General features: G+C 68.4%; 26 protein-coding genes. 12 read left to right on the forward strand and 14 right to left on the reverse strand.

What is annotated here, in order from left to right:
- Window positions 1-147 precede the first annotated feature (147 nt).
- The 3 genes from acnA (at window position 148) to EGK63_RS08010 (ending at window position 3,969) form a co-directional block, all read left to right on the forward strand.
- A complete protein-coding gene (gene acnA, locus EGK63_RS08000; protein WP_125900740.1) occupies window positions 148-2,853 on the forward strand; it encodes an aconitate hydratase AcnA in 2,706 nt (901 codons plus the stop codon).
- A gap of 145 nt (window positions 2,854-2,998) precedes the next feature.
- Window positions 2,999-3,484: an antitoxin Xre/MbcA/ParS toxin-binding domain-containing protein gene (locus EGK63_RS08005; RefSeq protein ID WP_003166528.1), complete on the forward strand. Its 486-nt coding sequence runs from the start codon at window positions 2,999-3,001 to the stop codon at window positions 3,482-3,484.
- 8 nt (window positions 3,485-3,492) lie between these two features.
- Window positions 3,493-3,969, forward strand: coding sequence for an RES family NAD+ phosphorylase (locus EGK63_RS08010; RefSeq protein WP_125900741.1), 477 nt, complete (start codon window positions 3,493-3,495; stop codon window positions 3,967-3,969).
- Between the two features lie 6 nt (window positions 3,970-3,975).
- On the opposite strand, the gene EGK63_RS08015 is transcribed toward EGK63_RS08010, so the two are convergent.
- Together EGK63_RS08015 and katG are read right to left on the reverse strand one after the other, a co-directional pair.
- Window positions 3,976-4,863 (reverse strand): hydrogen peroxide-inducible genes activator, encoded by an 888-nt coding sequence (locus EGK63_RS08015; RefSeq protein ID WP_125900742.1) that lies wholly within the window; start codon window positions 4,861-4,863, stop codon window positions 3,976-3,978.
- 113 nt (window positions 4,864-4,976) lie between these two features.
- A complete protein-coding gene (gene katG / locus EGK63_RS08020) occupies window positions 4,977-7,205 on the reverse strand; it encodes a catalase/peroxidase HPI (RefSeq protein WP_125900743.1) in 2,229 nt (742 codons plus the stop codon).
- A 282-nt stretch (window positions 7,206-7,487) separates the two neighbouring features.
- Here katG and EGK63_RS08025 point away from each other — a divergent pair, with 282 nt between their 5' ends.
- Together EGK63_RS08025 and EGK63_RS08030 are read left to right on the forward strand one after the other, a co-directional pair.
- On the forward strand, window positions 7,488-8,042 hold the full coding sequence (locus EGK63_RS08025; RefSeq protein ID WP_125900744.1) for a peroxiredoxin: 555 nt from the start codon (window positions 7,488-7,490) through the stop codon (window positions 8,040-8,042).
- A gap of 226 nt (window positions 8,043-8,268) precedes the next feature.
- The gene (locus EGK63_RS08030; protein WP_125900745.1) at window positions 8,269-8,802 is read left to right on the forward strand and encodes a carboxymuconolactone decarboxylase family protein; all 534 of its coding nucleotides are present in this window, start codon (window positions 8,269-8,271) and stop codon (window positions 8,800-8,802) included.
- 76 nt (window positions 8,803-8,878) lie between these two features.
- On the opposite strand, the gene EGK63_RS08035 is transcribed toward EGK63_RS08030, so the two are convergent.
- The 11 genes from EGK63_RS08035 to EGK63_RS08085 form a co-directional block, all read right to left on the reverse strand.
- Window positions 8,879-9,298, reverse strand: coding sequence for a helix-turn-helix domain-containing protein (locus EGK63_RS08035; protein WP_125900746.1), 420 nt, complete (start codon window positions 9,296-9,298; stop codon window positions 8,879-8,881).
- 98 nt (window positions 9,299-9,396) lie between these two features.
- On the reverse strand, window positions 9,397-10,989 hold the full coding sequence (gene lnt, locus EGK63_RS08040) for an apolipoprotein N-acyltransferase (protein ID WP_125900747.1): 1,593 nt from the start codon (window positions 10,987-10,989) through the stop codon (window positions 9,397-9,399).
- Window positions 10,986-11,456: an rRNA maturation RNase YbeY gene (gene ybeY, locus EGK63_RS08045; protein WP_125900748.1), complete on the reverse strand. Its 471-nt coding sequence runs from the start codon at window positions 11,454-11,456 to the stop codon at window positions 10,986-10,988. Before ybeY ends, lnt begins: the two co-directional genes overlap by 4 nt.
- A complete protein-coding gene (locus EGK63_RS08050; protein WP_088410760.1) occupies window positions 11,456-12,463 on the reverse strand; it encodes a PhoH family protein in 1,008 nt (335 codons plus the stop codon). Before EGK63_RS08050 ends, ybeY begins: the two co-directional genes overlap by 1 nt.
- A 104-nt stretch (window positions 12,464-12,567) precedes the next feature.
- Window positions 12,568-13,971 carry a tRNA (N6-isopentenyl adenosine(37)-C2)-methylthiotransferase MiaB gene (gene miaB, locus EGK63_RS08055; RefSeq protein WP_125900749.1) on the reverse strand — a complete coding sequence of 468 codons (1,404 nt, stop codon included), beginning with the start codon at window positions 13,969-13,971 and terminating at the stop codon, window positions 12,568-12,570.
- Window positions 13,972-14,041: 70 nt separating this feature from the next.
- The gene (locus tag EGK63_RS08060) at window positions 14,042-14,509 is read right to left on the reverse strand and encodes a Fur family transcriptional regulator (protein ID WP_125900750.1); all 468 of its coding nucleotides are present in this window, start codon (window positions 14,507-14,509) and stop codon (window positions 14,042-14,044) included.
- A gap of 37 nt (window positions 14,510-14,546) precedes the next feature.
- Window positions 14,547-14,981, reverse strand: a complete 435-nt coding sequence (gene rimI, locus EGK63_RS08065) for a ribosomal protein S18-alanine N-acetyltransferase (protein ID WP_125900751.1) — start codon at window positions 14,979-14,981, stop codon at window positions 14,547-14,549.
- Window positions 14,978-15,685, reverse strand: coding sequence for a tRNA (adenosine(37)-N6)-threonylcarbamoyltransferase complex dimerization subunit type 1 TsaB (gene tsaB, locus EGK63_RS08070; RefSeq protein WP_125900752.1), 708 nt, complete (start codon window positions 15,683-15,685; stop codon window positions 14,978-14,980). Before tsaB ends, rimI begins: the two co-directional genes overlap by 4 nt.
- A gap of 21 nt (window positions 15,686-15,706) precedes the next feature.
- Entirely contained in the window at window positions 15,707-16,093 is a 387-nt protein-coding gene (locus tag EGK63_RS08075; protein ID WP_125900753.1) for a helix-turn-helix domain-containing protein, read from the reverse strand.
- 63 nt (window positions 16,094-16,156) lie between these two features.
- Window positions 16,157-16,750, reverse strand: coding sequence for a helix-turn-helix transcriptional regulator (locus tag EGK63_RS08080; RefSeq protein WP_165906559.1), 594 nt, complete (start codon window positions 16,748-16,750; stop codon window positions 16,157-16,159).
- Between the two features lie 64 nt (window positions 16,751-16,814).
- Complete coding sequence (locus tag EGK63_RS08085) at window positions 16,815-17,375, reverse strand: NifU family protein (RefSeq protein ID WP_125900754.1); 561 nt, start codon at window positions 17,373-17,375, stop codon at window positions 16,815-16,817.
- A gap of 186 nt (window positions 17,376-17,561) precedes the next feature.
- Here EGK63_RS08085 and EGK63_RS08090 point away from each other — a divergent pair, with 186 nt between their 5' ends.
- From EGK63_RS08090 to EGK63_RS08105, 4 genes are all read left to right on the forward strand, one after another.
- On the forward strand, window positions 17,562-18,035 hold the full coding sequence (locus EGK63_RS08090) for a translation initiation factor IF-2 (protein WP_125900755.1): 474 nt from the start codon (window positions 17,562-17,564) through the stop codon (window positions 18,033-18,035).
- Window positions 18,036-18,135: 100 nt separating this feature from the next.
- Window positions 18,136-18,669 (forward strand): hypothetical protein, encoded by a 534-nt coding sequence (locus tag EGK63_RS08095; protein WP_125900756.1) that lies wholly within the window; start codon window positions 18,136-18,138, stop codon window positions 18,667-18,669.
- Between the two features lie 53 nt (window positions 18,670-18,722).
- On the forward strand, window positions 18,723-19,355 hold the full coding sequence (locus EGK63_RS08100) for a LysE family translocator (RefSeq protein ID WP_125900757.1): 633 nt from the start codon (window positions 18,723-18,725) through the stop codon (window positions 19,353-19,355).
- Between the two features lie 88 nt (window positions 19,356-19,443).
- Entirely contained in the window at window positions 19,444-19,995 is a 552-nt protein-coding gene (locus EGK63_RS08105; RefSeq protein WP_371412940.1) for a hypothetical protein, read from the forward strand.
- A 123-nt stretch (window positions 19,996-20,118) separates the two neighbouring features.
- Here EGK63_RS08105 and EGK63_RS08110 read toward each other — a convergent pair whose 3' ends face one another.
- Complete coding sequence (locus tag EGK63_RS08110) at window positions 20,119-20,859, reverse strand: DUF6065 family protein (RefSeq protein WP_125900759.1); 741 nt, start codon at window positions 20,857-20,859, stop codon at window positions 20,119-20,121.
- A 91-nt stretch (window positions 20,860-20,950) separates the two neighbouring features.
- Here EGK63_RS08110 and EGK63_RS08115 point away from each other — a divergent pair, with 91 nt between their 5' ends.
- The 3 genes from EGK63_RS08115 (at window position 20,951) to EGK63_RS08125 (ending at window position 23,870) form a co-directional block, all read left to right on the forward strand.
- The gene (locus EGK63_RS08115) at window positions 20,951-21,496 is read left to right on the forward strand and encodes a prolyl-tRNA synthetase associated domain-containing protein (protein ID WP_125900760.1); all 546 of its coding nucleotides are present in this window, start codon (window positions 20,951-20,953) and stop codon (window positions 21,494-21,496) included.
- A 78-nt stretch (window positions 21,497-21,574) separates the two neighbouring features.
- Window positions 21,575-21,925 (forward strand): DUF1493 family protein, encoded by a 351-nt coding sequence (locus EGK63_RS08120; protein WP_125900761.1) that lies wholly within the window; start codon window positions 21,575-21,577, stop codon window positions 21,923-21,925.
- Between the two features lie 178 nt (window positions 21,926-22,103).
- Complete coding sequence (locus tag EGK63_RS08125) at window positions 22,104-23,870, forward strand: hypothetical protein (RefSeq protein WP_125900762.1); 1,767 nt, start codon at window positions 22,104-22,106, stop codon at window positions 23,868-23,870.
- The last annotated feature ends 232 nt before the right edge of the window (window positions 23,871-24,102 follow it).

Genomic DNA, 24,102 nt, shown 5'->3' on the forward strand with positions numbered 1-24,102 from the left:
ACATGGACGGCTCTCGCGCGCGGGACTATATGCGCAAGCGCCGCAGCAGGCTTTCGCCGCGCGCGCCGGGGACCTGTGCGCCCCGACGTCCAGCGCGCGAAGGCGCAACCGAATTGTCGGGCGGCGTTTGTCAGAGGACTACTCTCCATGCCGTCGATTGACAGCCTCAAGACCCGCCAAGACCTCGCGGTCGGGCGCAAGAAATACGCCTATTACAGCCTTCCCGCCGCCGAGGAAGCCGGTCTGGCCGGGATTTCCCGCCTGCCGCGCTCGATGAAGGTGCTGCTGGAGAACCTGCTGCGCAACGAAGACGGCGTCTCCGTCACCGAAGACGACCTGAAGGCCGTCGCCGCCTGGATCGAGAACAAGGGCGCCGTCGAGCACGAGATCGCCTTCCGCCCGGCTCGCGTGCTGATGCAGGATTTCACCGGCGTTCCCGCCGTCGTCGACCTGGCCGCCATGCGCGACGCGATGGACAAGCTCGGCGCCGACGCCAAGAAGATCAACCCGCTGGTCCCGGTCGATCTGGTCATCGACCACTCGGTCATGGTCGACCACTTCGGCAACGCCCAAGCCTTCGGCCAGAACGTCGAGCGTGAGTATGAGCGCAACATCGAGCGCTACAACTTCCTGCGCTGGGGCTCTTCGGCCTTCAACAACTTCCGCGTCGTGCCCCCCGGCACCGGCATCTGCCACCAGGTGAACCTGGAGAACCTGGCCCAGACTGTCTGGACCGCCGAGGAAGGCAAGAAGACCGTCGCCTATCCGGACACCGTGGTCGGCACGGACAGCCACACCACCATGATCAACGGCCTGGCCGTCCTGGGCTGGGGCGTCGGCGGCATCGAGGCCGAGGCCGCCATGCTGGGCCAGCCGATCCCGATGCTGATCCCCGAAGTCATCGGCTTCAAGCTGACCGGCAAGCTGCCGGAAGGCGCGACGGCCACCGACCTGGTGCTGACCGTCACCCAGATGCTGCGCAAGAAGGGCGTGGTCGGCAAGTTCGTGGAATTCTTCGGTCCCGCCATCGCCGGCATGACCATCGAGGACCAGGCCACCATCGCCAACATGGCCCCGGAATACGGCGCCACCTGCGGCTTCTTCCCCGTCTCGCAGGCCACCATCGACTATCTGACGGCCACCGGCCGCGAGAAGGCGCGCGTCGCCCTGGTCGAAGCCTACGCCAAGGCCCAAGGCCTGTGGATCGACGAAGAGTCCGAAGACCCGATCTTCACCGACGTTCTGGAGCTGGACATCTCGACGGTCGTGCCGTCGCTGGCCGGTCCGAAGCGTCCGCAGGACCGCGTTGAACTGACCGTCGCCGCCCCGTCGTTCGAAGAAGCCCTGACCGGCGTCTTCGCCCGTCCGGCCGACGCCCCGCGCGCCGCCGTGGAAGGCGAAAGCTTCGACATCGGCGACGGCGATGTGGTGATCGCCGCCATCACCTCCTGCACCAACACCTCAAACCCGTCGGTCCTGATCGCCGCCGGTCTGGTGGCGCGCAAGGCCAACGCCCTGGGCCTGAAGCCCAAGCCGTGGGTCAAGACCTCGCTGGCCCCCGGCTCGCAGGTCGTCACCGACTATCTGACCGACGCCGGTCTGCAGAAGGATCTGGACGCCCTGGGCTTCAACCTGGTCGGCTACGGCTGCACCACCTGCATCGGCAACTCGGGTCCGCTGGACCCGGCCGTGTCCAAGGCCATCAACGACAACGCCCTGGTCGCCACCTCGGTCCTGTCGGGCAACCGCAACTTCGAGGGCCGGGTGAACCCGGACGTCCAGGCCAACTACCTGGCCTCGCCGCCGCTGGTGGTCGCCTACGCCCTGGCCGGTTCGATGCGCATCGACATCACCAAGGAGCCGATCGGCAAGGACAAGAAGGGCAATGACGTCTTCCTCAAGGACGTGTGGCCGACCTCGCAAGAGATCGCCGCCATCCAGAAGAAGTCGGTCACGCCCAAGATGTTCGCCAAGCGCTACGCCGACGTCTTCAAGGGCGACGAGCACTGGCAGGCGATCGCCGTCACCGGCGGCCAGACCTATGAGTGGGAAGACACCTCGACCTACGTCCAGAACCCGCCCTACTTCGAGGGCCTGACCATGGAGCCCGCTCCGGTCACGGACATCGTCGAGGCGCGCATCCTGGGCATCTTCGGCGACTCGATCACCACCGACCACATCTCGCCGGCCGGTTCGATCAAGAAGGCCTCGCCCGCCGGTCAGTACCTGACCAACCACGGCGTCGAAGCCCTGGACTTCAACAGCTACGGCGCCCGCCGCGGCAACCACGAAGTCATGATGCGCGGCACCTTCGCCAACATCCGCATCCGCAACAAGATCACCCCGGACATCGAGGGCGGCGTCACCAAGCACTTCCCCTCGGAAGACACGATGTCGATCTACGACGCGGCCATGCGCTATCAGTCGGAAGGCCGTCCGCTGGTCGTCTTCGCCGGCAAGGAATACGGCACCGGTTCGTCGCGCGACTGGGCGGCCAAGGGCACCCGCCTGCTGGGCGTCCGCGCCGTCATCGCCGAAAGCTATGAGCGCATCCACCGCTCGAACCTGGTCGGCATGGGCGTCGTCCCGCTGCAGTTCAAGGAAGACGGCTGGCAGAAGCTGGGCCTGACGGGCGAAGAGATCGTCACCATCCGCGGCCTGACCGACGCCAACGTCGGCAAGCTGAAGCCCCGCCAGGATCTGTGGGTCGAGATGTTCCGCCCGTCGGACGGCAAGATGGCCCGTTTCCCGGTCCGCTGCCGCATCGATAATCAGACGGAGCTGGACTACTTCAAGGCCGGCGGCGTCATGCCCTACGTCCTGCGCAACCTGGCGCGCGGCGACGAGAAGTAAGCGGTCTCAAGCCGCGCGAAAGCGCGTTAGACCAACCAGAATGAAGGCCGGCGGAGCGATCCGCCGGCCTTTTTTCTTGGACGCCGACCGGCACATTCCACTCATCCCTTGCCGCATCGTCGCTTGACGCCCATATTGTCGTCATATGACGAAAGCCGCCGCCATGACCGCCCTCGACCTCTACGCCTCGCCCGAGACCCTGCCCGCCAGCGACGCGGCGCGGATCGGCAAGCTGCTGGGCCTGAACGACAATGAGACGATGGACGACGTGGCCCTGGCCGAGCGGGTGTCGCAGGGGCTGAAGCCCGCCGCCGCCGCCGCCCTGGGTCAGGTGATCGGCATGCCCCGCGTGGTCGGCCAGATCATCCCCGAGGCGACGCTGCGGCGCGCCCGCACCAGCCGCAAGCCCCTGTCGCGCGAGATGAGCGAGCGCCTGTACGAGGTCGGCCGCGTGGTCGACGCCGTGGGCCGCGCCTATCGCGGCGACAGCGCCGCCGTGGTCCGCTTCCTGAACCGCCCGCATCAGCTGCTGAACGGCCGCACCCCCCTGGCCATGGCCCAGTCCAGTTCGGCGGGGGCCGAAGCGGTGATCAATCTGGTGCGCCGCGCCGACGCCGGCTTCGCGGTCTAGGCCCTCCCATGCACCGTCGGCTGGACGACGCGCTCAAGGGATTCCGCATCGGCGATCCGCGCGGCGAATATCCCATCTGGAGCGACGGCGGTTCGCGCCGAGCTTCCGGCCGCTGGCACGAGGCGGGCCAGAGGGTGATCTACGCCGCCGAGCACTATTCCACCGCCATGCTGGAGAAGCTGGTCCACTTCGGCGGCGAACTGCCGCTGGGCCAGCACCATGTGGAGATCCACATCCCGGCGGGCGTCTCCTATGAAGTGGTCAACCCGGACCTGGTCCCCGGCTGGGCCGAGCCGGGCGGGGCGGCCGCCCGCGCCTTCGGCCGCGCCTGGCATGCGGAAGGCCGCTCGGCCCTGCTGATCACGCCCTCGGTCGTGGCGCGGATGGAGCGCAACTTCGTCTTCAACACCGCCCATCCCGACTTCGCCCGCATCAAGCCGGGGCTGGAGACGCCGGTCTGGTGGGACAGCCGCCTGTTCGGCTGACGCGGCTCAATCCAGCTTCAGCGCCTCGGCCAGCAGGCGCGCCTCAGCGGCGCGGCTGGATCCGGCCCGCCAAGCGACGACGATCTCGCGGTGCGGGGCGTTCTCGGCGATGGGGCGCATGACCACGCCGGGATGATCGGCCAGGCCCGCCTTCACCGCCATATTGGGCAGGAAGCTGACCCCCAGGCCGGACGAGACCATCTGCACCAGCGTCGGCAGGGTGGTCGCTGCGAAGACGTCCTCGCCGCGCGGCGCCTCGATCTTCACCGCCGCCAGGGCCTGGTCGCGCAGACAGTGGCCGTCCTCCAGCAGGATCAGATCCTCGGACTTCAGCAGGCCTTCAGGGATGGGTCCGGCGCCGTCCAGGGCGTGACCGGCGGGCACGGCGGCCAGGATTTCATCGTCGCCGATACGGGCGTGGTCGATGCCCGGCGCATCGTAAGGCAAGGCGATGACGGCGGCGTCCAGCTGTCCCGCCTTCAGGGCGCTGATCAGCCGCGGCGTAAGATCCTCGCGCAGGAACAGGCGCAGGCCCGGATAGCGGTCTCGCAGGCCCGGCATGGTCCTGGGCAGCAGGAAGGGCGCGACCGTCGGAATGACGCCCAGGCGGAACCGGCCCGACAGGGGCTTGCCGGCGTTACGGGCCGCCTCGACCAGATCTTCGGTGCGCGCCAGAACGTCCTCGGCCCGCTTGACCGCCTCGGCGCCCACGGCGGTCAGGATCACCGCTCCGCGCGTGCGCTCGACGACGGGCGCGCCCAGGATCTTCTCCAACTCCTGAACGCCGGCCGACAGGGCCGGCTGGCTGACGTGAGCGGCCTCGGCGGCGCGGCTGAAGGAGCCGTGCTCGGCCAGGAGCTTGAGATACTGAAGCTGGCGCAGAGTGGGGAGCATGCGAGCGACATAGGGGCTCGCGGCCCAGAGAGCAAAATCCATGATGCAGCTCCGAACACTTGCGGGCGCCGCCGATCGACGGCGCCCGCGTGGAGTTCGGCCTCGCAGCCCTTTTAGGCGGCCAGGTCGTAGCGGTCGGCGTTCATCACCTGGACCCAGGCCGACACGAAGTCGCGGACGAACTTCTCGCCCGCATCGGCCGAGGCATAGACCTCTGACAGGGCGCGCAGCTGAGCGTTGGAGCCGAACACCAGATCGGTGCGCGTCGCCGTCCACAACTCTTCGCCGCTGGCGCGGTCATTGCCGGTGAAGACCTCGTCGGCGCTGTCGTCCACCTGTTTCCAGGCCGTGCCCATGTCCAGCAGATTGACGAAGAAGTCGTTAGACAGGACGCCCGGACGATTGGTCAGCACGCCGTGGGTCGAGCCGCCGTGATTGGCGCCCATGACCCGCAAACCGCCGACCAGCACCGCCATCTGCGGGGCGCTGAGCCCCAGCAACTGGGCGCGGTCGACCAGCAGCTCCTCGGTCGGCACGTTGAACCGCACCTGCAGATAGTTGCGGAAGCCGTCGGCGCGCGGCTCCAGCACCGCGAAGCCTTCGACGTCGGTCTCCTCCTGCGAGGCGTCGGTGCGGCCGGGGACGAAGGGAACCTCCGTCGCATGACCGCCGGCGCGGGCCGCCGTCTCGACACCGACGCCGCCGCCCAGGACGATCAGATCGGCGATCGACACCGTCTTGCCGCCCGAGGCCTGGCCGTCGAACTCGGCCTTGATCGCCTCATAGGCCTGCAGCACCCGGGCCAGTTGTTCCGGCTGATTGACGTCCCAGTCCTTCTGCGGAGCCAGGCGGATGCGGCCGCCGTTGGCGCCGCCGCGATGGTCCGAACCGCGATGGGTCGAGGCTGAAGCCCAGGCCGTCTGCACCAGCTCCGCCACCGTCAGACCCGAGGCGGCGATCTTGGCCTTCAGCGCCTTGATGTCGGCGGCGTCGATCACCGGTCCTTGCTGCGCCGGGATCGGATCCTGCCAGATCAGGTCTTCGGCCGGGACGTCTGGGCCCAAATAGCGGGCCTTCGGCCCCATGTCGCGGTGGCACAGCTTGAACCAGGCCCGCGCGAACGTATCGCCGAAATAGGCCGGGTCGGCGCGGAACCGCTCCATGATCTTGCGGTACTCGGGGTCGATCTTGAACGCCATGTCGGCGGTCGTCATCATCGTCGGCACGCGCTTGCCCGGCGTATGGGCGGCCGGGGCCAGGGTCTCGGGCGGATTGCCGATCGGCTGCCACTGCTTGGCGCCCGCCGGGCTGCGGACCAGCTCATAGTCGTGGTCCAGCAGCATGTCGAAGAAGGTCATGTCCCAGGTGATCGGCGTCGGCGTCCAGGCGCCCTCGATGCCCGAGGTGATGGCGTGGTCGCCCACGCCGCTCTCATGGCCCGAGATCCAGCCCAGGCCCTGCTGGGCGATGTCCGCGCCCTCGGGACTGGCGCCGACCTTGCCGGCGTCGCCGGCGCCGTGCGCCTTGCCGAAGGTGTGACCCCCGGCGGTCAGGGCGGCCGTCTCCTCATCGTTCATGCCCATGCGGGCGAAGGTCTCGCGGATGTCGCGGGCCGAAGCCAGGGCTTCGGGCACGCCGCCGGGGCCTTCCGGATTGACGTAGATGAGACCCATCTGGATGGCGGCCAGCGGTTCTTCCAGCGCCATGCCCTTGTCGGGCTGGATGCGGGTTTCATTGCCCTCTTCGCCGACCCACTGCTCTTCCGTGCCCCAATAGACGTCCTTCTCGGGCTCCCAGACGTCGGCGCGGCCGCCGCCGAAGCCGAACACCGGCCCGCCCATCGATTCAATGGCGACATTGCCGGCCAGGATCATCAGATCGGCCCAGGACAGCTTGGAGCCGTACTTCTGCTTGATCGGCCACAGCAGGCGGCGCGCCTTGTCCAGATTGCCGTTGTCCGGCCAGGAGTTCAGCGGCGCGAACCGCTGCTGGCCGGCGCCCGCGCCGCCGCGTCCGTCGCCGGTGCGATAGGTGCCGGCCGAGTGCCAGGCCATGCGGATGAAGAAGGGGCCGTAATGGCCGTAGTCCGCCGGCCACCAGGGCTGGCTGTCGGTCATCAGGGCGGTCAGGTCGCGCTTGACCGCCGCCAGATCCAGCGACTTGAACGCCTCGGCGTAGTTGAAGTCGTCGCCCATCGGATCGCCGTTAATCCCCTGCTGATGCAGGATGTCGAGCGACATCTGATTGGGCCACCAATCGCGATTGGTGCGTCCCAGCAGCGAGCGCACCGCGTCTTTCTTCATCGGGCGGCCCTTGGGGGCTCCGTCGGTGTTGCCGTCCATGATCGTTCCTCCTCAGGTTCGAAGCCTCGAGGCTATGACCGCTCAGGAGGAAAGGAAAATCGATTAACTTGTTCGCGATCACAGAAGAAACTTATAGCGAAGCCTGAATTTGCTTTGCAGGCCTCGCTTATCAAGCACGACCGGTTTGATAGATTAAATCTATCGTCATGCGTCAAATCATCGATTTGACTTCAAGCCGGGAAAAGCCGATCCCCTGTCCATCGACGGCGTCCTCCCCAATCGACGCCGCCGAAATCTTTTATCATCGGATGGAGAAGCGCGATGCTCGGCGTCGGTAAAAAACTGCCTGAATTCAAGATTATCGGTGTGAAGCCGGGCTTCAACGCTCACGAAGAGAACGGCGTCTCGGCGTTTGAAGCCGTCACGCAGGACAGCTTCGAGGGCAAGTGGAAGGTCATCTTCTTCTACCCGAAGGACTTCACCTTCGTCTGCCCGACCGAAATCGCCGCCTTCGCCAAGCTGGGCAAGGACTTCGAGGACCGCGACACCGTGGTTCTGGGCGGCTCGACCGACAATGAGTTCACCAAGCTGGCCTGGCGCCGCGACCACGCCGACCTGAACAAGCTGCCGATCTGGCAGTTCGCCGACAACGGCGGCAAGCTGGCCCGCGCCCTGGGCGTGCTGGACGAAGAAGAAGGCGTGGCCCTGCGCGCGACCTTCGTCGTCGACCCGCACAACGTCATCCAGCACGTCTACGTCACCAACCTGAACGTCGGCCGTTCGCCGGAAGACACCCTGCGCGTCGTCGATGCTCTTCAGACCGACGAGCTGTGCGCCTGCAACCGCCCGGTCGGCGGCGACACTCTGGCCGCGTAAGTACTGGCCCAGACAGGCCCGGACCGCGTGAGTAGGGTCCGGGCCGCCCCTCGAAAGAGGCGGCGGCGGGCGACTGTCGCCGCCTTTTTCATGCCTGCTTCGTTATTCTTGGGCGCTATGCTCGGCTCGCGGAGCCTCGCGGCTTGAGCGCCCATCCAAGCCGTGCGGCTCAAGCAGTGAGCGACCGCGTCGCGAACGATAGCCGCTTCCTGAAAGGAACACGAAAATGTCCATCGACGCCCTGCGCGACCTGATCCCGGCCTATGGCAAGGACATCTCGCTGAACCTGTCCTCGCTCGCCAACGAGACCGTGCTGAACGATCAGCAGAAGTGGGGCAGCTTCCTGGCCTCGGCGCACGCCATCGGCGTCGGCCCCGTGGTCAAGCTGATCGAGGCCCAGGCCGCGACCGTCATGACGCCCGAAGCGATGAACGCCGCCAAGGCCGCCGCCGCCATCATGGGCATGAACAACATCTACTACCGCTCGCTGCACCTGATGAAGAACCAGGAGTACACGACGCTGCCGGCCAAGCTGCGGATGAACATCATCGCCAATCCGGGCGTCGACAAGCTGGACTTCGAACTGTGGTCGACCGCCGTCTCGGCCATCAACGGCTGCGGCGCCTGCCTGGACGCCCACGAAGGCGAACTGCGCAAGCACGCCGTGCCGAACGTCCAGATTCAGGCCGCCCTACGCATCGGCGCCGTCGTCCACGCCGCCAGCCGCATCATCGCCTCGGAGACGGCGCTGACCGCCTGATCCCGAGCGAATTCCAAGACAGGAAAAGGCGCGGATCGCTCCGCGCCTTTTCTTTGTCCGCCGGCTCGCGGCGCCCTCAGCCGTCGTTGTCGGCGCCGTCTTCAACCAGTTCACGCATCAGATCGACCACCAGCTTCTGTTGGCGTGACGACAGGCGCGGCGCCAGGCGGCCGATCTCGATAGTCTGACGGGTCGCGGGGAAGTCATGCACGAAGGGCTCGGCCTCGCCCTCGGCCATACCGGGCTGGGCCGCGCCGGTCAGCCCATCGAAGAAGTAGCCGATGTCGACGCGAAAGAAGCGGGCGATGTCCCATAGCTTGGACGCCGAGATTCGGTTGGCGCCCTTTTCGTATTTCTGCACCTGCTGGAAGGTGACTCCCAGCGCCTGGCCCAGATCGGTCTGATTATAGCCCAGGGCGATGCGCTTCTCGCAGACGCGCCGCCCCACATGCCGATCCACCAGATGGGGACCATCAGCCCCGGAACCCCTGACCATGTCCTGCCCTCTTCCCTGATTTTCTTTTCGACATGCCGCCGCTCTCGGCTTCTGTCATGCGTTTTCGCGTCACAGGGGCGCCGCGGCTCTCGATAGGGTTAACGCTCCAGCAGCGCATTTCCGGCGCGGCGTCGCCCCGCGATCAGCATTATAACCAGCAGGACGGCGAACCCCATATCGCCCCACCGGCCGTAAAGCGTCGGCGCCGCCGCCTGAGGCAGACGCACATCGATGATCCCGGCCTGACCGGGGTCCAGCCGCTTGCCTTCGACGATGCGGCCCCACGGATCGATCATGGCCGAAACGCCGGTCGGCGTGGCCCGCGCCACCGGCAGGCCCGTCTCCAGCGCGCGATAGGAGGCCAGGTTCAGATGCTGGCGCGGGCCCGACGTCTTGCCGAACCAGGCGTCGTTGGAGACGTTGACGATCCACGCCGGGCGCGTCGCCCCCGTCGCCGGCGTAAAGCCCGGATAGAGGGCCTCGTAGCAGATCAGCGGCTGCACCGGCGGCGCGTTGACCAGGCTGATCGGCGCGGGCGTCGGTCCGGCGGTGAAATCGGCGGGAACGTGAACCAGGCTACGCACGCCGATCTTGCTCATCAGTTCGCCCATCGGCAGGTATTCGCCGAACGGCACCAGCCGGTGCTTGTCATAGATGGGGCCGATGCGCAGCCCCGCCTCGCCGCCTTCGTCGTGCAGGGCGAACAGGCTGTTGTAATAGCGGGCGCCGGTCTCGGCGCTCGGGTCCGACTCGCCCCGGCTCAGGCCCGCCAACAGGGTCTGGCCGGTCTGCAGCGCAGCGGCCACCGCATAGGCGTCGTTGGTGGCGAACAGGTCATTGGCCGTCGTCGGCAGGGCGCCCTCGGGCCAGATCACCACGTCAGGCAGGGCGGCGGCGGGCTGGGCCGTCAGCTCCAGATAACGGCCCAGGATGGCGTGATAGGCCTCGGGGCTCCACTTGTAGTCCTGGGCGATGTCGGCCTGGACCAGGCGCACCAAGGTCGGGGTCTCCACCACCTGCGCCGATGACAGACGCACGGCGCCGAAGGCAAACAGGCCGATCAGGGTCGACACGCCCAGCCCCGCCGCGATCAGGCGCGGGCGACGCGGCCCGGCGTCGGCCAGAGTCGCAAACGCGCTGACCGCCGCCACCGTGACCAGGCCCAGCCCATAGACCCCGCCGATCGAGGCGAACTGGGACATGGCCGATCCGGCCGCCCAGCTCGCGCCCGCCGGGTTCCACGGAAAGCCCGTCAGCACATGGCCGCGCGTCCATTCCAGCAGGGCGAACAGGGCCGCGAACAGCAGGACGCGCCACACGCCTGCCGGACTGAGCCGGCGATAGGCCATGGTCGCCAGCCCCCAGAACAGCCCCATGCCCGCCGGCAGCAGGCTGGCCGCGAAGGGCGCCATCCACGCCTGGGCCGGATTGACCAGGAAGGCCTCGGCCACCCACCAGCAGCCGATGAAGAAATAGGCGAAGCCGGCCAGCCAGCCGACCCAGAAGCCGCCCTTCATGCCGCCTGAACGATCCGCCAGCAGCAGCAGCAGCGGATAGCCCAACAGCCCCGGCAGGAAACCGAACGGCGGATGCGCCAGGGCGGCGCCCGCCCCGGCCAGAAGCGCCAGAACGATCCGGCCCCAGCGGTTGTTCAGAAGGCCCGCGAACCGGGCGGCGATCGCCCCGCTCACGCGGCGCCCTCATGCTCGATCGCACCATTCTCGGCGGCATAGGGGTCGGCGACGCCCAATTCGGCCAGGATCTCGCGCTCCTCGGCCTCCATCTCCTCGGCCTCGGCGTCGTCCTCGTGATCGCGGCCCAGCAGGTGCAGCACGCCGTGGACGACCAGATGGCTCAGATGATCCGACAGGGTCTTGCCCTGCGCCGCAGCCTCAGCCGCGCAATAGGCGTAGCCCAGCACCACGTCGCCCAGATGCGGAAAGGCGCTTTCCGCGGCGGGGAAGGACAGGACGTTCGTCGGCCGGTCCTTGTCGCGGAACCGCTTGTTCAGATCCTGCACCGCCGCGTCATCGGCCAGCAGCACCACCACATCGCCCTCGATGGCTCCAAGGGCGGCCACGGCCGCGCGCTCGGCAACCGCCGCCGCCTCGGGCAGGGCCTCGGTCCAGCCTTCGCTGTCGATCTCGACCTCGATCATCAGGCGTCGTCCTCAAGGTCGGGGAAGGGGCGGCTGCGCGCCGCATCGGAATCATAGGCGCGCACGATGCGCTCGACCATGGCGTGGCGCACCACGTCCTCGGACTTGAACTGCTGAACGCCGACGCCCTCCACGTCCTTCAGGATGCGCAGGGCGTGAGCCAGGCCGGAATCGCGCGGGTTCAGCAGGTCGACCTGCGACGGATCCCCCGTCACCACCATGCGCGCGCCCTCGCCCAGACGGGTCAGCACCATCTTCATCTGCATGCGCGAGGTGTTCTGCGCCTCATCGACGATGATGAAGGCGTGGCTCAGGGTGCGGCCGCGCATGAAGGCGATGGGGGCGGCCTCGATCTCGCCCTTCTCGCGACGGCGGCGCACGTCGTCAACGCCGAGGATGTCGTTCAGCGACTCCCAGATCGGGGCCAGATAGGGGTCGACCTTCTCGTTCAGGTCGCCGGGCAGAAAGCCCAGCTTCTCGCCCGCCTCGACCGCCGGACGGGTGATGACCAGCCGGTCCACCTGCCCCCGCTTCAGCAGGGAGGCGCCGTAGGCCGCCGCCAGGAAGGTCTTGCCCGTGCCCGCCGGGCCGACGCCGAAGGTCAGCTCGCAGCGGCCCAGCATCTCCAGATAACGCGCCTGAGACGCCGTCTTGGGAGCGATGGCGCCGCGACGGCCGACCGGGAGAGCCGCGCCTTCGGGTACGCTGCGACCTGGGCTGCGGCCCGCCGGTTCGGCGCGCGGCTGGGTCACGGCCGCGCCCAGGGCGGTGCGCACGTCGGCCTCGGTGATCTCTGCGCCCGCCTCGGCCCGGTTCGACAGGGCCTCGATCACCCGGCGCGCCTGGGCGCGATCCCGCGTCGAGCCGTTGATCGACACCCCGCCGCCCGGCGTCTCGACCAGCACCTTGAAGGCGTCCTCGATCAGGGCCAGGTGACGGCTCTGCGGCCCGATGACGGCGCGCAGGGCCTCATCGCTGAGGGACAGGAACTCGGACTCTCGCGCCATGAGGTCTCCTTAAGAGTCCCTGTCGCCTCGCACGCGGTGCGAGGCTGCCTGAGGGACGTTGTTGCGTGTTCCCATCCCGCACACGGCGCGTGGCGGAAAAGGCGTCAGTTCGTCTGGATCAGTCGGCCGGACAGGCTGTTCTGCTGACCGCTGATGATCTCGACCGGAACGATCCGGCCGATCAGTTGATCCGCGTCGTCGACGTGGACCGATTGCAGATAGGGGGAGCGGCCGATGGCCTGGGCGCCGTGGCGGCCCTTCTTCTCGAACAGCACCGGCAGGACGCGCCCGGCCAGCGACTGGTTGAAGGCGACCTGTTGCCCGGTCAGCAAGCCTTGCAGGGCGTGCAGACGCTCCTTGGCCACGGCGTCCGGAACCTGGGCCGCCATGGTCGCGGCGGGCGTGCCGGGACGCGGCGAATACATGAAGGAGAAGGCGCTGGCGTAGTTCACCCGCCGCACCAGATCCATCGTGTCCTCGAAATCGCGATCCGTCTCGCCGGGGAAGCCGACGATGAAGTCGCCCGCCATCGCCATGTCGGGCCGCGCCTCGCGGATGCGGTCAATCAGGTCGAAATACTTCTGACGCCCATGCTTGCGGTTCATCAGGCGCAGAATGCGGTCCGAACCCGCCTGAACCGGCAGGTGCAGATAGGGCATCAGGGCGTCCAGTTCGCCGTGCGCCGCGATCAGGTCGTCCGACATGTCGTTCGGGTGGCTGGTCGTATAGCGAATACGGTCGATGCCCGGGATGGCCGCCAGGGCGTAGGCCAGCTTCGCCAGGGTGAACGGCTTTCCGTCCGGCCCTTCGCCGTCATAGGCGTTGACGTTCTGGCCCAGCAGGGTGACTTCGCGCACGCCCCGATCAGCCAGGGACCGGGCCTCGGCCAGCACCGCCGCGACCGGCCGCGACCACTCGGCGCCGCGCGTATAGGGCACGACGCAGAAGGTGCAGAACTTGTCGCAGCCCTCCTGCACCGTCAGGAAGGCCGTCACCCCCTCCGTGCCGCGCGTCGCGGGCAGGGCGTCAAACTTCTCATTCGGCGCGAAGTCGGCGCCGATGCGCTCGCCCCGCGCCCGCGCCGTGCGGGTCAGCAGTTCCGGCAGCTGGTGATAGGCCTGAGGCCCGACCACCAGATCGACCGCCGGCTGGCGTTTCATGATCTCCTCGCCCTCGGCCTGGGCGACGCAGCCGGCCACGGCGATGGTCATGCCGCCCTGACCCGCCGCCATGCGCCGGTCCCGCATTTCCCGCAGCTTGCCCAGCTCGGAATAGACCTTCTCCGCCGCCTTCTCGCGAATGTGGCAGGTGTTCAGGATGACGAAGTCGGCGTCTTCCGGCGTTTCGGTCGGGGCGTAGCCCAACGGCCGCAGCACATCGGCCATGCGCTCGGAGTCATAGACGTTCATCTGACAACCATAGGTCTTGATGAACAGGCGCTTGGGCGCGGCGCTCGCCTCAGATGCGCCAGCGTCCGCCGAGGCGGGAGTGTCGAGCGTATCAGTCATGCACGGCTTATGATCGCCGAAATCGACGACGGCAAGCGCGAGCGCGGCTCGGGACGAACGGCGACCGAAGTCAGCCTTCGTCCTCGGCGCGATGACGCTTGTAGATCAGGCCTTCGCGCTCGCTCGGCTCGACGCCGGGGATGGCGTGGCCGTACAGCTCCAGCTTGTGGCCGACCAGTTCGAAGCCCAGGCGCTTGGCGATCTCGGTCTTCAGCCGTTCGATCTCGGCGTCGAAGAATTCGATGACCTCGCCCGTCTTGGTGTCGATCAGGTGATCGTGGTGGTCGTCGCCGGCCTCTTCATAGCGGCTGCGGCCGTCGCCGAAGTCGTGCTTCTCGACCACGCCCGCCTCTTCGAACAGGCGCACGGTGCGATAGACCGTGGCGATGGAGATATGCGGATCGATCGCCGAGGCCCGGCGATACAGTTCCTCCACATCGGGATGGTCTTCGGCGTTCGACAGGACGCGGGCGATCACCCGACGTTGCTCAGTCATGCGCATGCCGCGCTCGGCGCAGAGTTTTTCGATCCGGTCCATGGCGGCGAAGATAGGCTGTACCGTCGCCTTATGGAAGCTATCGAGGAAAGTTCAGGACAAGCGTCAACGCATCCTCTCCGCTTCCGTCCGCATACGAATAATAGCCGCGACGACGTCCCATCTCGACGAAGCCGCTTCGGGCGTAGAGGGCGCGGGCGGCGACGTTGCCCTCGGCCACCTCCAGGAACATCCGCTCGGCTCCCAGGGCGGCGGCCCGCACCACCGCCGCCTCGACCAGGCGAACGCCCAGACCCGCGCGACGCGCCGAGGGCCGCACCGCCAGGGTCAGGATCTCGGCTTCGTCGACCACGACGCGGATCAGGATGAAGCCGTCCTGCTCAGCCACGGCGAACACGCCCGGCGCGGCCAGCAGTTCGGTCAGGGCCGCTTCATCCCACGACGCCGCAAAGGCCTCGGCGTGGATCGCCGCCAGACGCCCAGGATCGACCGCCTGAAAGAGCGGCGCGCTCACGCGGCGGGCTGGCGCGGCTGGCCCGGCAGGCGGCTGGGCGGCGTAGCGTCGGGCGCGCGCAGATAGAGGGGAACAGGCGGCGAGGTCGCCGGATCGGCGGCCAGTGTCAGGGCGGCCAGCGCCTCTGGCGCGGGCGCCGCCAGAAGCGACCGCCGCGCGGCGGTGAAATCCTCAGGGAAGGCCTCGGACAGAACCGCCGCTCCCGATCCGACCAGGACCGGCGTCCCCGCCCCCGCCTCGGCCAGGATGCGGTCGCGCGCCGTCTCCAAAGGCCAGGCTTCGGCTTCGCCCAGCGGCGCGCCGCCGCGGAACAGCCGCGCATAGACCTGACCCCGGCGGGCGTCGATCACGGCGGCGACCAGCCCTTCGGCCTCGACCGAGGCGGCCAGGGCGTCCAGCGTCGAGACCCCGATCACCGGTCGATTCAGCGCCGCCCCCAGACCCAGGGCGAAGGCCAGGCCCACGCGCAGGCCGGTGAACGAGCCCGGCCCCACCGTCACCCCGATGCGGTCCACGCCGTCGAAGCCCCCCGCCTCATCCGCCGCGTCGCGGGCCAGACCGCCCAGCCGCTCCTGATGGCCCTTGGTCATCTGTTCGCTGCGCAGTCCCAGAATGCGCAAACCCGCGCCCGCGTCGACTCCGCCGTCCGCGAACACCCCGGCGACGCAAGCGCCCAGCGCCGTATCGATGACCATGACCTTCATGGCCTGTCCCTAGCGCGTCGTTCAGGCCGCCGCCAGCGGCGCCGGTTCGGCCAGAGCCTGAACCACCCGCGTCAGGGCGCGACGCACCTCGGGGTCGGCGATACGGGGGAAGGCGTCGGCCAGACCCCGCCCCTCGACGCTGCCCAGCAGCGCCGCCGCCGGATTCTCCGTCTCGACCGCATCCGGCCGGACGGGAAAGAAGTCGGCCACCGAACAGCCCAAGGCCGTCGCCACCTGATGCAGACGCGACGCCGAGACCCGGTTGGCGCCCGCCTCATACTTCTGAACCTGCTGGAAGCTGACGCCCAGCTCGCGCGCCAGCGCCGACTGCGACAGGCCCAGGGCGGACCGTCGGGCGGCGATCCTCAAGCCGACGGCCTGGTCGATCTGTTGAACGCTGCGGGACATGACGACGCCTCCGATTGCAATCACAACGTTTCACAACCCGCCGCAGAACGCAACTATTTCGTTTCATTCCTCATCAAGACGCGCCGTTACAGCCGACACCGCACGCACGGCTGCGCGCGCCATGCGCTCGATTCCGTCCAGCCCGCCCGCGCCGCGCACGATGATCTCGTCCTCGTCGGCGCGCTCATAGATCCGCACCCGCACGTGGCCGTCTTCGGTCTCGATCACGCATCCCTGGTCCCGCCGCGGCCAGCGCCCGGGCGCGTACTCCAGCACCGTCCCCGCCGCCGCCCAGGGCGCCAGTTCATCGGTCTCCAGCCGGAGGCGCCGGCGGTCGGCGACCGCGCCGTCGAACGCCCGCCCCCGCGCCTCAAGGCCGCGCACGTCCCGCGTCGGTATCGGCGTCGCCGGCGCGCCCAGCATAGCCAGAGCCAGATCCTCGGGCGTCATGTCCAGCGCCCCGGTCAGGCGTCGCTGCACGTCGGGCCGGAACAGGCCGGGACGCTTGCCGGCTTCATAGAGACCCCAGCCCTGGCTAGTCATGCCGATCTTCTGGCCGGCCTCGGCCTGGCTCAAGCCGCGTTCGCGGCGCAAGGCCGCCAGGGCCTCGCCCAGAAGGCGGGCCTCATTTTCGGTCTGATCGTCTGATGCGCGCATGACGTCACCATGCCCCGCGCCGTCGCCCGGCGCGAGCGTTTCATGTGAAACGCCCTCGAACGGATCAGAGCACCTGTTCGACGCTCGTCACCTCGGGAACATAGTGGCGCATCATCTGCTCCACCCCGGCCTTCAGCGTGGCCGAGGACGACGGACAGCCGGCGCAGGCGCCGCGCATCCGAAGGCGCAGAACCCCGGTGTCTTCGTCGAAATGATCGAACAGGATGTCGCCGCCGTCCTGGGCCACGGCCGGACGGATGCGGCTGTCCAACAGGCCCTTGATCTCGGCCACGATCTCGCTGTCCGGCGCGCCGTCGTCATCGACCGCCGCCGCGCCCGCCCGCACCAGCGGCGCGCCCGAGACGAAATGATCCATCACCACCGACAGGATCGGCGCCTTCATCGCCGGCCAGTCCGGGCCGTCCGCCGCGCGCGTGACCGACACGTAGTCGGCGCCGAAGAAGACGCCCTCGACGCCTTCCAGCTCGAACAGAGCCTCGGCCAGGGGCGAGGCCGCCGCCTCGTCGATGGTGCGGTATTCCAGAACCTCGTCCGTCGCGACCTCGCGGCCGGGCAGGAACTTCAGGACGTTCGGATTGGGCGTGGCTTCGGTCTGGATGAACATGGCCCGCAGATGCGCCCTGACGCGCGCCGGTTCAAGAGCCCCGCCGCCCGGCCTCTTGCGCTTTCATGCAAGGTCACGCTTGCGCTTCGTCCGCGACGCCCCCACCGTGCGCCCCATCTCCGGTCGCTCCCGGCCGGCGAGTTCTTAGTCTGACGGGCGCGCCCGTCGCCTGCCGGAGCCCCCCTCATGTCCCGCCTGACTCTCGCCGCCGCTGTCGCGGCCCTGACCGTTTGCGCCGCCCCCGCCTTCGCACAGGACGCCCCGCCAGCGCCGCCGGCCGCCGCGCCTGCGCCCGCCCGCACCCCCTCGCCGGAAGAAGCCGCCTTTGAAGCCAGGGGCGAGGCCTTCAACGCCGAGGCCGAGCGGATGAAGGCCGAACTGGACGCCGTAATCGAGGATCCGGCTCTGGACGCCGAGACCAAGAAGACCCGTACCGACGCCATCATCACCCGCTACGAACCCGCCTTCAACGCCTTCGCCGACGACCTGGGCGCCTTCTTCCGCACCTTCGCCGAGAAGCCAGAGAACGCCGAGAAGAAGACCGAAATCCTGGCCGCCGCCGAAGCCGCCCCGGCCCAGATCCGCGCCATTCCGGCCCAGATCCGTCAAGCCGTCGCCCAGGCCGTGACCGCTCCGCCTGCTCCCGCCGCTGCGGACTGATCCCACGGATTGTGGCGTCGTCTTTCGCGCCTTACCGCGATTTCACTTGAGCGTTCGCGCCCTTCGGCGGACCTTGCAGCGTCCGCCGAAGGAGCTTCCCATGGTCCGCGCCCTCTCGCTCGCCCCCCTCTCGCTCGCCGCCGCCCTCGCCTTGCTGCCGGTTTCCGCTGCGGTGGCTGAGGAACAGAAAACCTCCGCTGATATCCAGCTCGAAAACGCCGCCGCCGCCTTCGAGCAGAAGATGGAGGAATTCGGCGCGCGCGCTGAACGCATCCAGGCGGACGAGAACCTGACCGAGACCCAGAAAGGCCTGCGTGTCGCGGCTCTGTGGTCCGACTATCAACCGCACGTGGTCGATTTTACCGCCGAGGCGACCCGCCAGGCCGGCCTGATCGCCGAAGCCGCACTGGCCGAGATCGACGTCGAGGCGATCGTCCGCGAGGCCATGGCCGGCGTCGAACCTGCGATCGAAGGCATGGCGACCAACGGCGCCTGGGCCCAGGCTGACCCGGAACAGATGATCACCTACGGGCTGATCGCCCAGTACGGCATGGATCAGGCCCTGGACGCCATGGACGAAGTCGAGGCCGCCCTGACCGTTCCGCCGACGCCGCCGATCCCGGCCGAAATCTGACGTCGGCGCCCGCGACGGCTTGACGCAGAACGCACCGGGCCCGAAAGGGCCTTATGGCCGCGCTTCCCGTTGATCCGCATCTGTATCTGGCCTTTCTCGGCGTCATGGCCGTGATGGCCGTTACGCCGGGCCCGGCCAACATCTTCGCCGTCGCCACAGGCATGGATAAGGGCAAGGCCGCCGCCCTGACCGCCGTCCTGGGCATGAACGCGGCCACCCTGGTCTGGTTCGCCGCCGCCGCCCTGGGCCTGGGCGCGCTGGTCGCGGCCTTTCCTCAGGTCTTCCGCATCATCGCCGTCCTGGGCGCCCTCTATGTCGCCTGGCTGGGGATCAAGGCCCTGCACGGGGCCTTCAACACCGCCGCCGAACCCGATCACGCCCAGGTCCGGCGCGGCCGCAACGCCCTGATCGACGGCTTCATGGTCCAGATCGCCAATCCCAAGGCCATCCTCTTCTTCACCGCCGTCCTGCCGCCTTTCCTCGATGTCAGCCGCCCCGTCGCGCCGCAGCTGGCCCTGTTCGCCGTCGGCACGATCAGCCTCGATCTTCTGGGCATGTCCGCCTACGGCCTGGGCGGGGCGGCTCTGGCGCGACAGATGACCGCGCCGCGCTTCCGCAAGGGTTTCGGCATTGTGGTCGGATGCCTTCTGCTCCTCGCCGCCGTTCTCATCGTCTCGCGTCTGTGATGGGTGCGGGATGAGCGGTTTGGAACTTGACCATTCACCCCTCGTTCAGACCGACGGGCGTTCAATGAACGCTCAAGGAGAGTTTTCCATGATGAAGCTTCGCAAAACCCCGGTGCTGATCGCCCTGGCGGGCGCGCTCGCCCTGGGCGCCTGCGCGACGGCCACCCCCTATCAGCCGATCGGCTCGAAGGGTCAGGGCGGCTATGCCGAGCAGCGCCTGGAGTCCAACCGCTACGCCGTCAGCTTCTCGGGCAATTCGGTCACCTCGCGCGACCAGGTCGAGATGTCCCTGCTGCTGCGCTCGGCCGAACTGACGGTCGAGAACGGCTACGACTGGTTCGCCACCGTCACCCGCGCCACCGACCGCGATACCCGGTTCTACACCACGCCGGATCCCTTTTACTACGACCGCTACGGTCCCTACTGGGGTCCGTCCTGGCGCTTCTACCAGCGCGGCTACTGGAGCACCTGGGATCCCTACTGGGGCCGGGAGCGCGATATCCGTCAGGTCGACCGCTATGAGGCCACGGCCGAGATCGTCATGGGCCGCGGTCCCAAGCCCGCCGGCGACCCCAACGCCTTCGACGCCCGCGAGGTCATCAACAACCTCGGCTCGCGCGTGACCCGTCCGGCTTCTTAAGCGGGCCGCTAACGCTCGCGACTTGAGCGGCGCTAGATATGACAACGCCCGCTTCCGGCGACGGAGGCGGGCGTTGCTGCATCAGGCGACGGAGGCGGGCGTTGCTGCATCAGGCGCTTGGCCTCAGCCGATGCGCGGGTTCTTCAGGCGGCGCTTGTTCGCGTGGGTCGCCGGGGCCGTGCCCAGGGCCTCGGGCACCTCGCCCTTGAAATAGAAGCGTTGCCACGCCTCCTTGGCCGCGTCGGGGTCGCCCGAGGCCAGGCGGGTGTTGAAGTCGGTGCGCGAGCGGTTCCAGGCCTCGAACTGCCCCTTCATGCCGGGGTTGGACTCCAGCGAACGGATCACCGGCTCGAACTGCTCCACCTTGCGGTGCTCGACCGGCAGGATGAAGCAGAAGGGCTCGCCCTTCTCGAACTTGACCCGGCCCGGCCGCGTGAAGATCCAGTTCATGGTGAAGGGGAAGGGCAGCCAGTCCGTCTCGATCAGGCCGCTCAGCGGCTGCATGCCGTCCTTGACGTGGTTGGGCGAGCCCTGCGCGATCAGGCCCCAGCCCGGCGGCGTACGGAACAGATACTGCGGATGCATGGTCAGCACCCCGCGCGAGAAGTGCGAGCTGACAAAGTGATCCAGCTCGGGCTGCGGCCGGTCCGGCGTGATCTTGATATCGGTCTGCGACGGCCCGCCGTTCCACTCGGCCGTGAAGCCGAAGGGACACAGGATCTCCCACCCCGTGGTGTTGGCCATGGTCAGCGGCAGACAGCGATAGGGGTGACGGCTGGCGAAGGCGTCCATCCAGTTGCGCGACTGGCGGCCCGGCACCAGGTCGCACGGACGCGCATTCATCGGATAGCATTCCAGTTCCAAGACGCGGCTCCCAAGCTTGACGAATAAGGCGGCGACCCTGAGGGTCGGCTTCCTCCCCTATCGCCCTCGCCGCCCGCCCGACAAGACCGAGATGACCGCCATCGCCGCCGATCCCGCCTCCGACGTCCTGCACGAGCCCGCGTATGACCGCGCCCGCCTGCTGGCCTGGATGGCCGAGCACGGGATCGAACAGGCCACCCACGACCACCCGGCCGTCTTCCGCGTCGAGGAAGGGCTGGACCTCAAGGCCGACCTGCCGGGCCTGCACACCAAGAACCTGTTCCTCAAGGACAAGAAGGGTCGCCTGTGGCTGATCTCGGCGGCCCAGGACACGGTCATCGACCTGAAGCGCGCCCACCGCGCCATGGGCTCGGACCGCCTGTCCTTCGGCAATGAGACCCTGCTGTGGGAGACGTTGGGCGTGCGCCCCGGCTCGGTCACAGCGCTGGGCCTGATCAACGATGCGGACCGCCGTGTGACCTTCGTGCTGGACCGCCGCCTGTGGGAGGCGGCCGTCGTCAACTTCCACCCCCTGGCCAATACGGCGACCACCGCCCTGAGCCAGGACAGCTTCCGCCGCGTCCTAGCGCTGCTGGACCGCGAGCCGATCGTAGTGGACTTCGACGCGCTGGACTGAACGGCGACTTCGCAGACTGTAGGCTATGTCTGGAATCGACCCGTTGCGGACATTAGCCCTTTCGCGTTCACTGAAGACATGGCCGACGACATTGATCGATCAGGAAATGCTATCCGCGACCATGTGTTCAGCGCGCTGAAGCAGGTCACCATGTGCGCGGCCCCAATCACCGACACAACGGAACTGTATTACGATCTGGGTCTGGCCGGTGAGGATCTGGGCGATGCCATCGATGCGATTAGGGAGCCGTTCGGCACTGACTTCAGCCTCATGGACTTGAGGAAATACGCGCCAAACGAGGTAGCACATAACTTCGGCCTGAACCTCGTTCGAGAGTTTCGCGAATGGCGCGGCGAGCGAACCTATCGCAGTCTGACGGTTGGAAGCCTTATCACGGCGGTTCAAGCCGGATCTTGGAACGACCGCTAACCACCCTCTGCAGACCCCAACCGCTTCCGTCTGTGAACCGCCCGCCCTGGAAAGTCCCGTTTCCCGGAATCGCCCTGTCTAAGGGGCGCGCCGAGGCGTAATATCGCTGTTCTCGACTTCATCACGCGCGCCTGTGCGGCGGACGTTCATCGCGTCAGGCCCTGAAAGGGGACGGTGCATGAGACTGTTCTGGAAAGCCTTCGCCGTGGGCGGAGCGGGTCTGGTTCTGGCCGGGCCGATGACCGCCCTCCCTGCGTCCGACGCCGCAACGGCGCTGCGCCTAGAGCGCCTGTTCGGCGGCGTCTGCGGGCCGGGTTCCGCCGGCGGCGCCCTGGCCCGCAGCCTGCTGGTCGCCTCGGCCGTCGCCGCGCCCGCCAGCCAGGCCCAGCCCATCCCTCTCTATCCCGACCTGACGACCTCGCCGTTCAAGGCGAGCACCGACGACGCCGGCGCCCAGGCCTATTTCAGCCAGGGGCTGACGCTGGCCTACGGCTTCAACCACGCCGGGGCCGTGCGCTCCTTCCGCGAGGCGCAGAGCCGCGATCCCGCATGCGCCGCCTGCTGGTGGGGCGAGGCCATGGCCCTGGGCCCCAACATCAACGCTCCGATGGACGAACGCGACCGGGCGGCGGCGCTCAAGGCCCTGAACCGCGCCCTGGTCCTGAGCGCCGGGGCCGCGCCGCACGAGCAGGCGCTGATCGACGCCCTGGGCCTGCGCTATTCCGACGACCCGGCGGCCGACCGCGCCGCCCTGGACGCCGCCTACGCCGACGCCATGCTGGTCGCCGCGCGCCGCTTTCCCGACAACGACGACGTCGCCGTCCTGGCCGCCGAGGCGGCGATGGACACCACGCCGTGGAACTATTGGGAGGCCGACCAGCGCACGCCGATCGGCCGCATCGGCGACGCGATCCGCCTGATCGAGACGGTTCTGGACCGCAGCCCCGACCATCCGCAGGCGGCCCACCTCTATATTCACCTGATGGAGGCCGCCGATCCCGCGCGGGCCGAGGCGGCGGCCGACCGCATGACCGCCTCCCGCCCCGCCAGCGCCGGCCATCTGGTGCACATGCCGGGCCACATCTATCTGCGGCGCGGCCGCTACGCCGAGGCCATGCGCCTGAACCTCGCGGCGGCGCGCGCGGACGAGGCCTTCATCCGCGACACGAACGACGAGAGCCTGGTCCGCTACGGCTACTATCCGCACAACATCCACTTCATCGTCGCCTCGGCCCAGATGGCCGGCGACATGGACACCGCCCTGCGCGAGGCGCGGCGGCTGCGCACGGTGCTGGACTCGGCGACCTCGGCCCGCATCGCCTGGGTCCAGGTCATCGACGCCGCCCCCTATCAGGCCCTGGCCCAGTTCGCCGAACCGCGCGCCGTCCTGGCCGCGCCCGCCCCCGACGCCCGCCTGCCCTACGCCGCCGCCATGCGCCACTACGCCCGCGCCGTCGCCCACGCCCGGTTGCACGACCAGAGAAGCTTCGACCGCGAAATGGCGGCGCTGAACGCGCTGAAGGCCTCCCCCGCCTTGGCCGACATGGTCGCCCAGGGCGTGCCCGCGCCCGATCTTCTGGCCCTGGCCGAGGCCGTGGCCTACGGGCGCATGGCCATGGCGCGCGGCCGCCCCGCCGAGGCGACGGAGCATTATCGCCGCGCCGCCGATCTGGAGGCCGCCCTGCCCTATATGGAGCCCGCCTTCTGGTACTATCCGGTGCATCAGTCGCTGGGCGCGGCCCTCTATCAGGCCGGGCGCCCGGACCTGGCCGCCGACGCCTTCCGCCTGGCCCTGGCCCAGACCCCGAACAACGGCTGGGCCCTCTACGGCCTGGCCCGCGCCGAAGCCGCCCAGGGCCGCGCCGCCGAAGCCGCCGCCGCGGATCAGGCCCTCAAGACCGCCTGGCTGGGCGACGCCCGCTGGCTGCGGATGGACCGGCTATAGGGTTGCGCCCCGTTCTGACGCACCCGCCTGCTACGGCATGACGAAGCCGCCTCTCTTTCTTCCTTCTCCCCTTGTGGGAGAAGGATGCTGGGTCGTCATCCATTTCGGCGACAGGGAGATTTCAGACGATTCAGACGAATTGGACTCTGTTTTTTCCGCTCTCCTCGCCTTCGCCTGCGGCAAGGCGCGCTTTCGGCTTGATGGCGAGGCATCCCGACGCCATCTGATCCGT

Origin of the sequence: Brevundimonas sp. 357 (assembly GCF_003938605.1) — a bacterium.
Lineage (GTDB): Bacteria > Pseudomonadota > Alphaproteobacteria > Caulobacterales > Caulobacteraceae > Brevundimonas.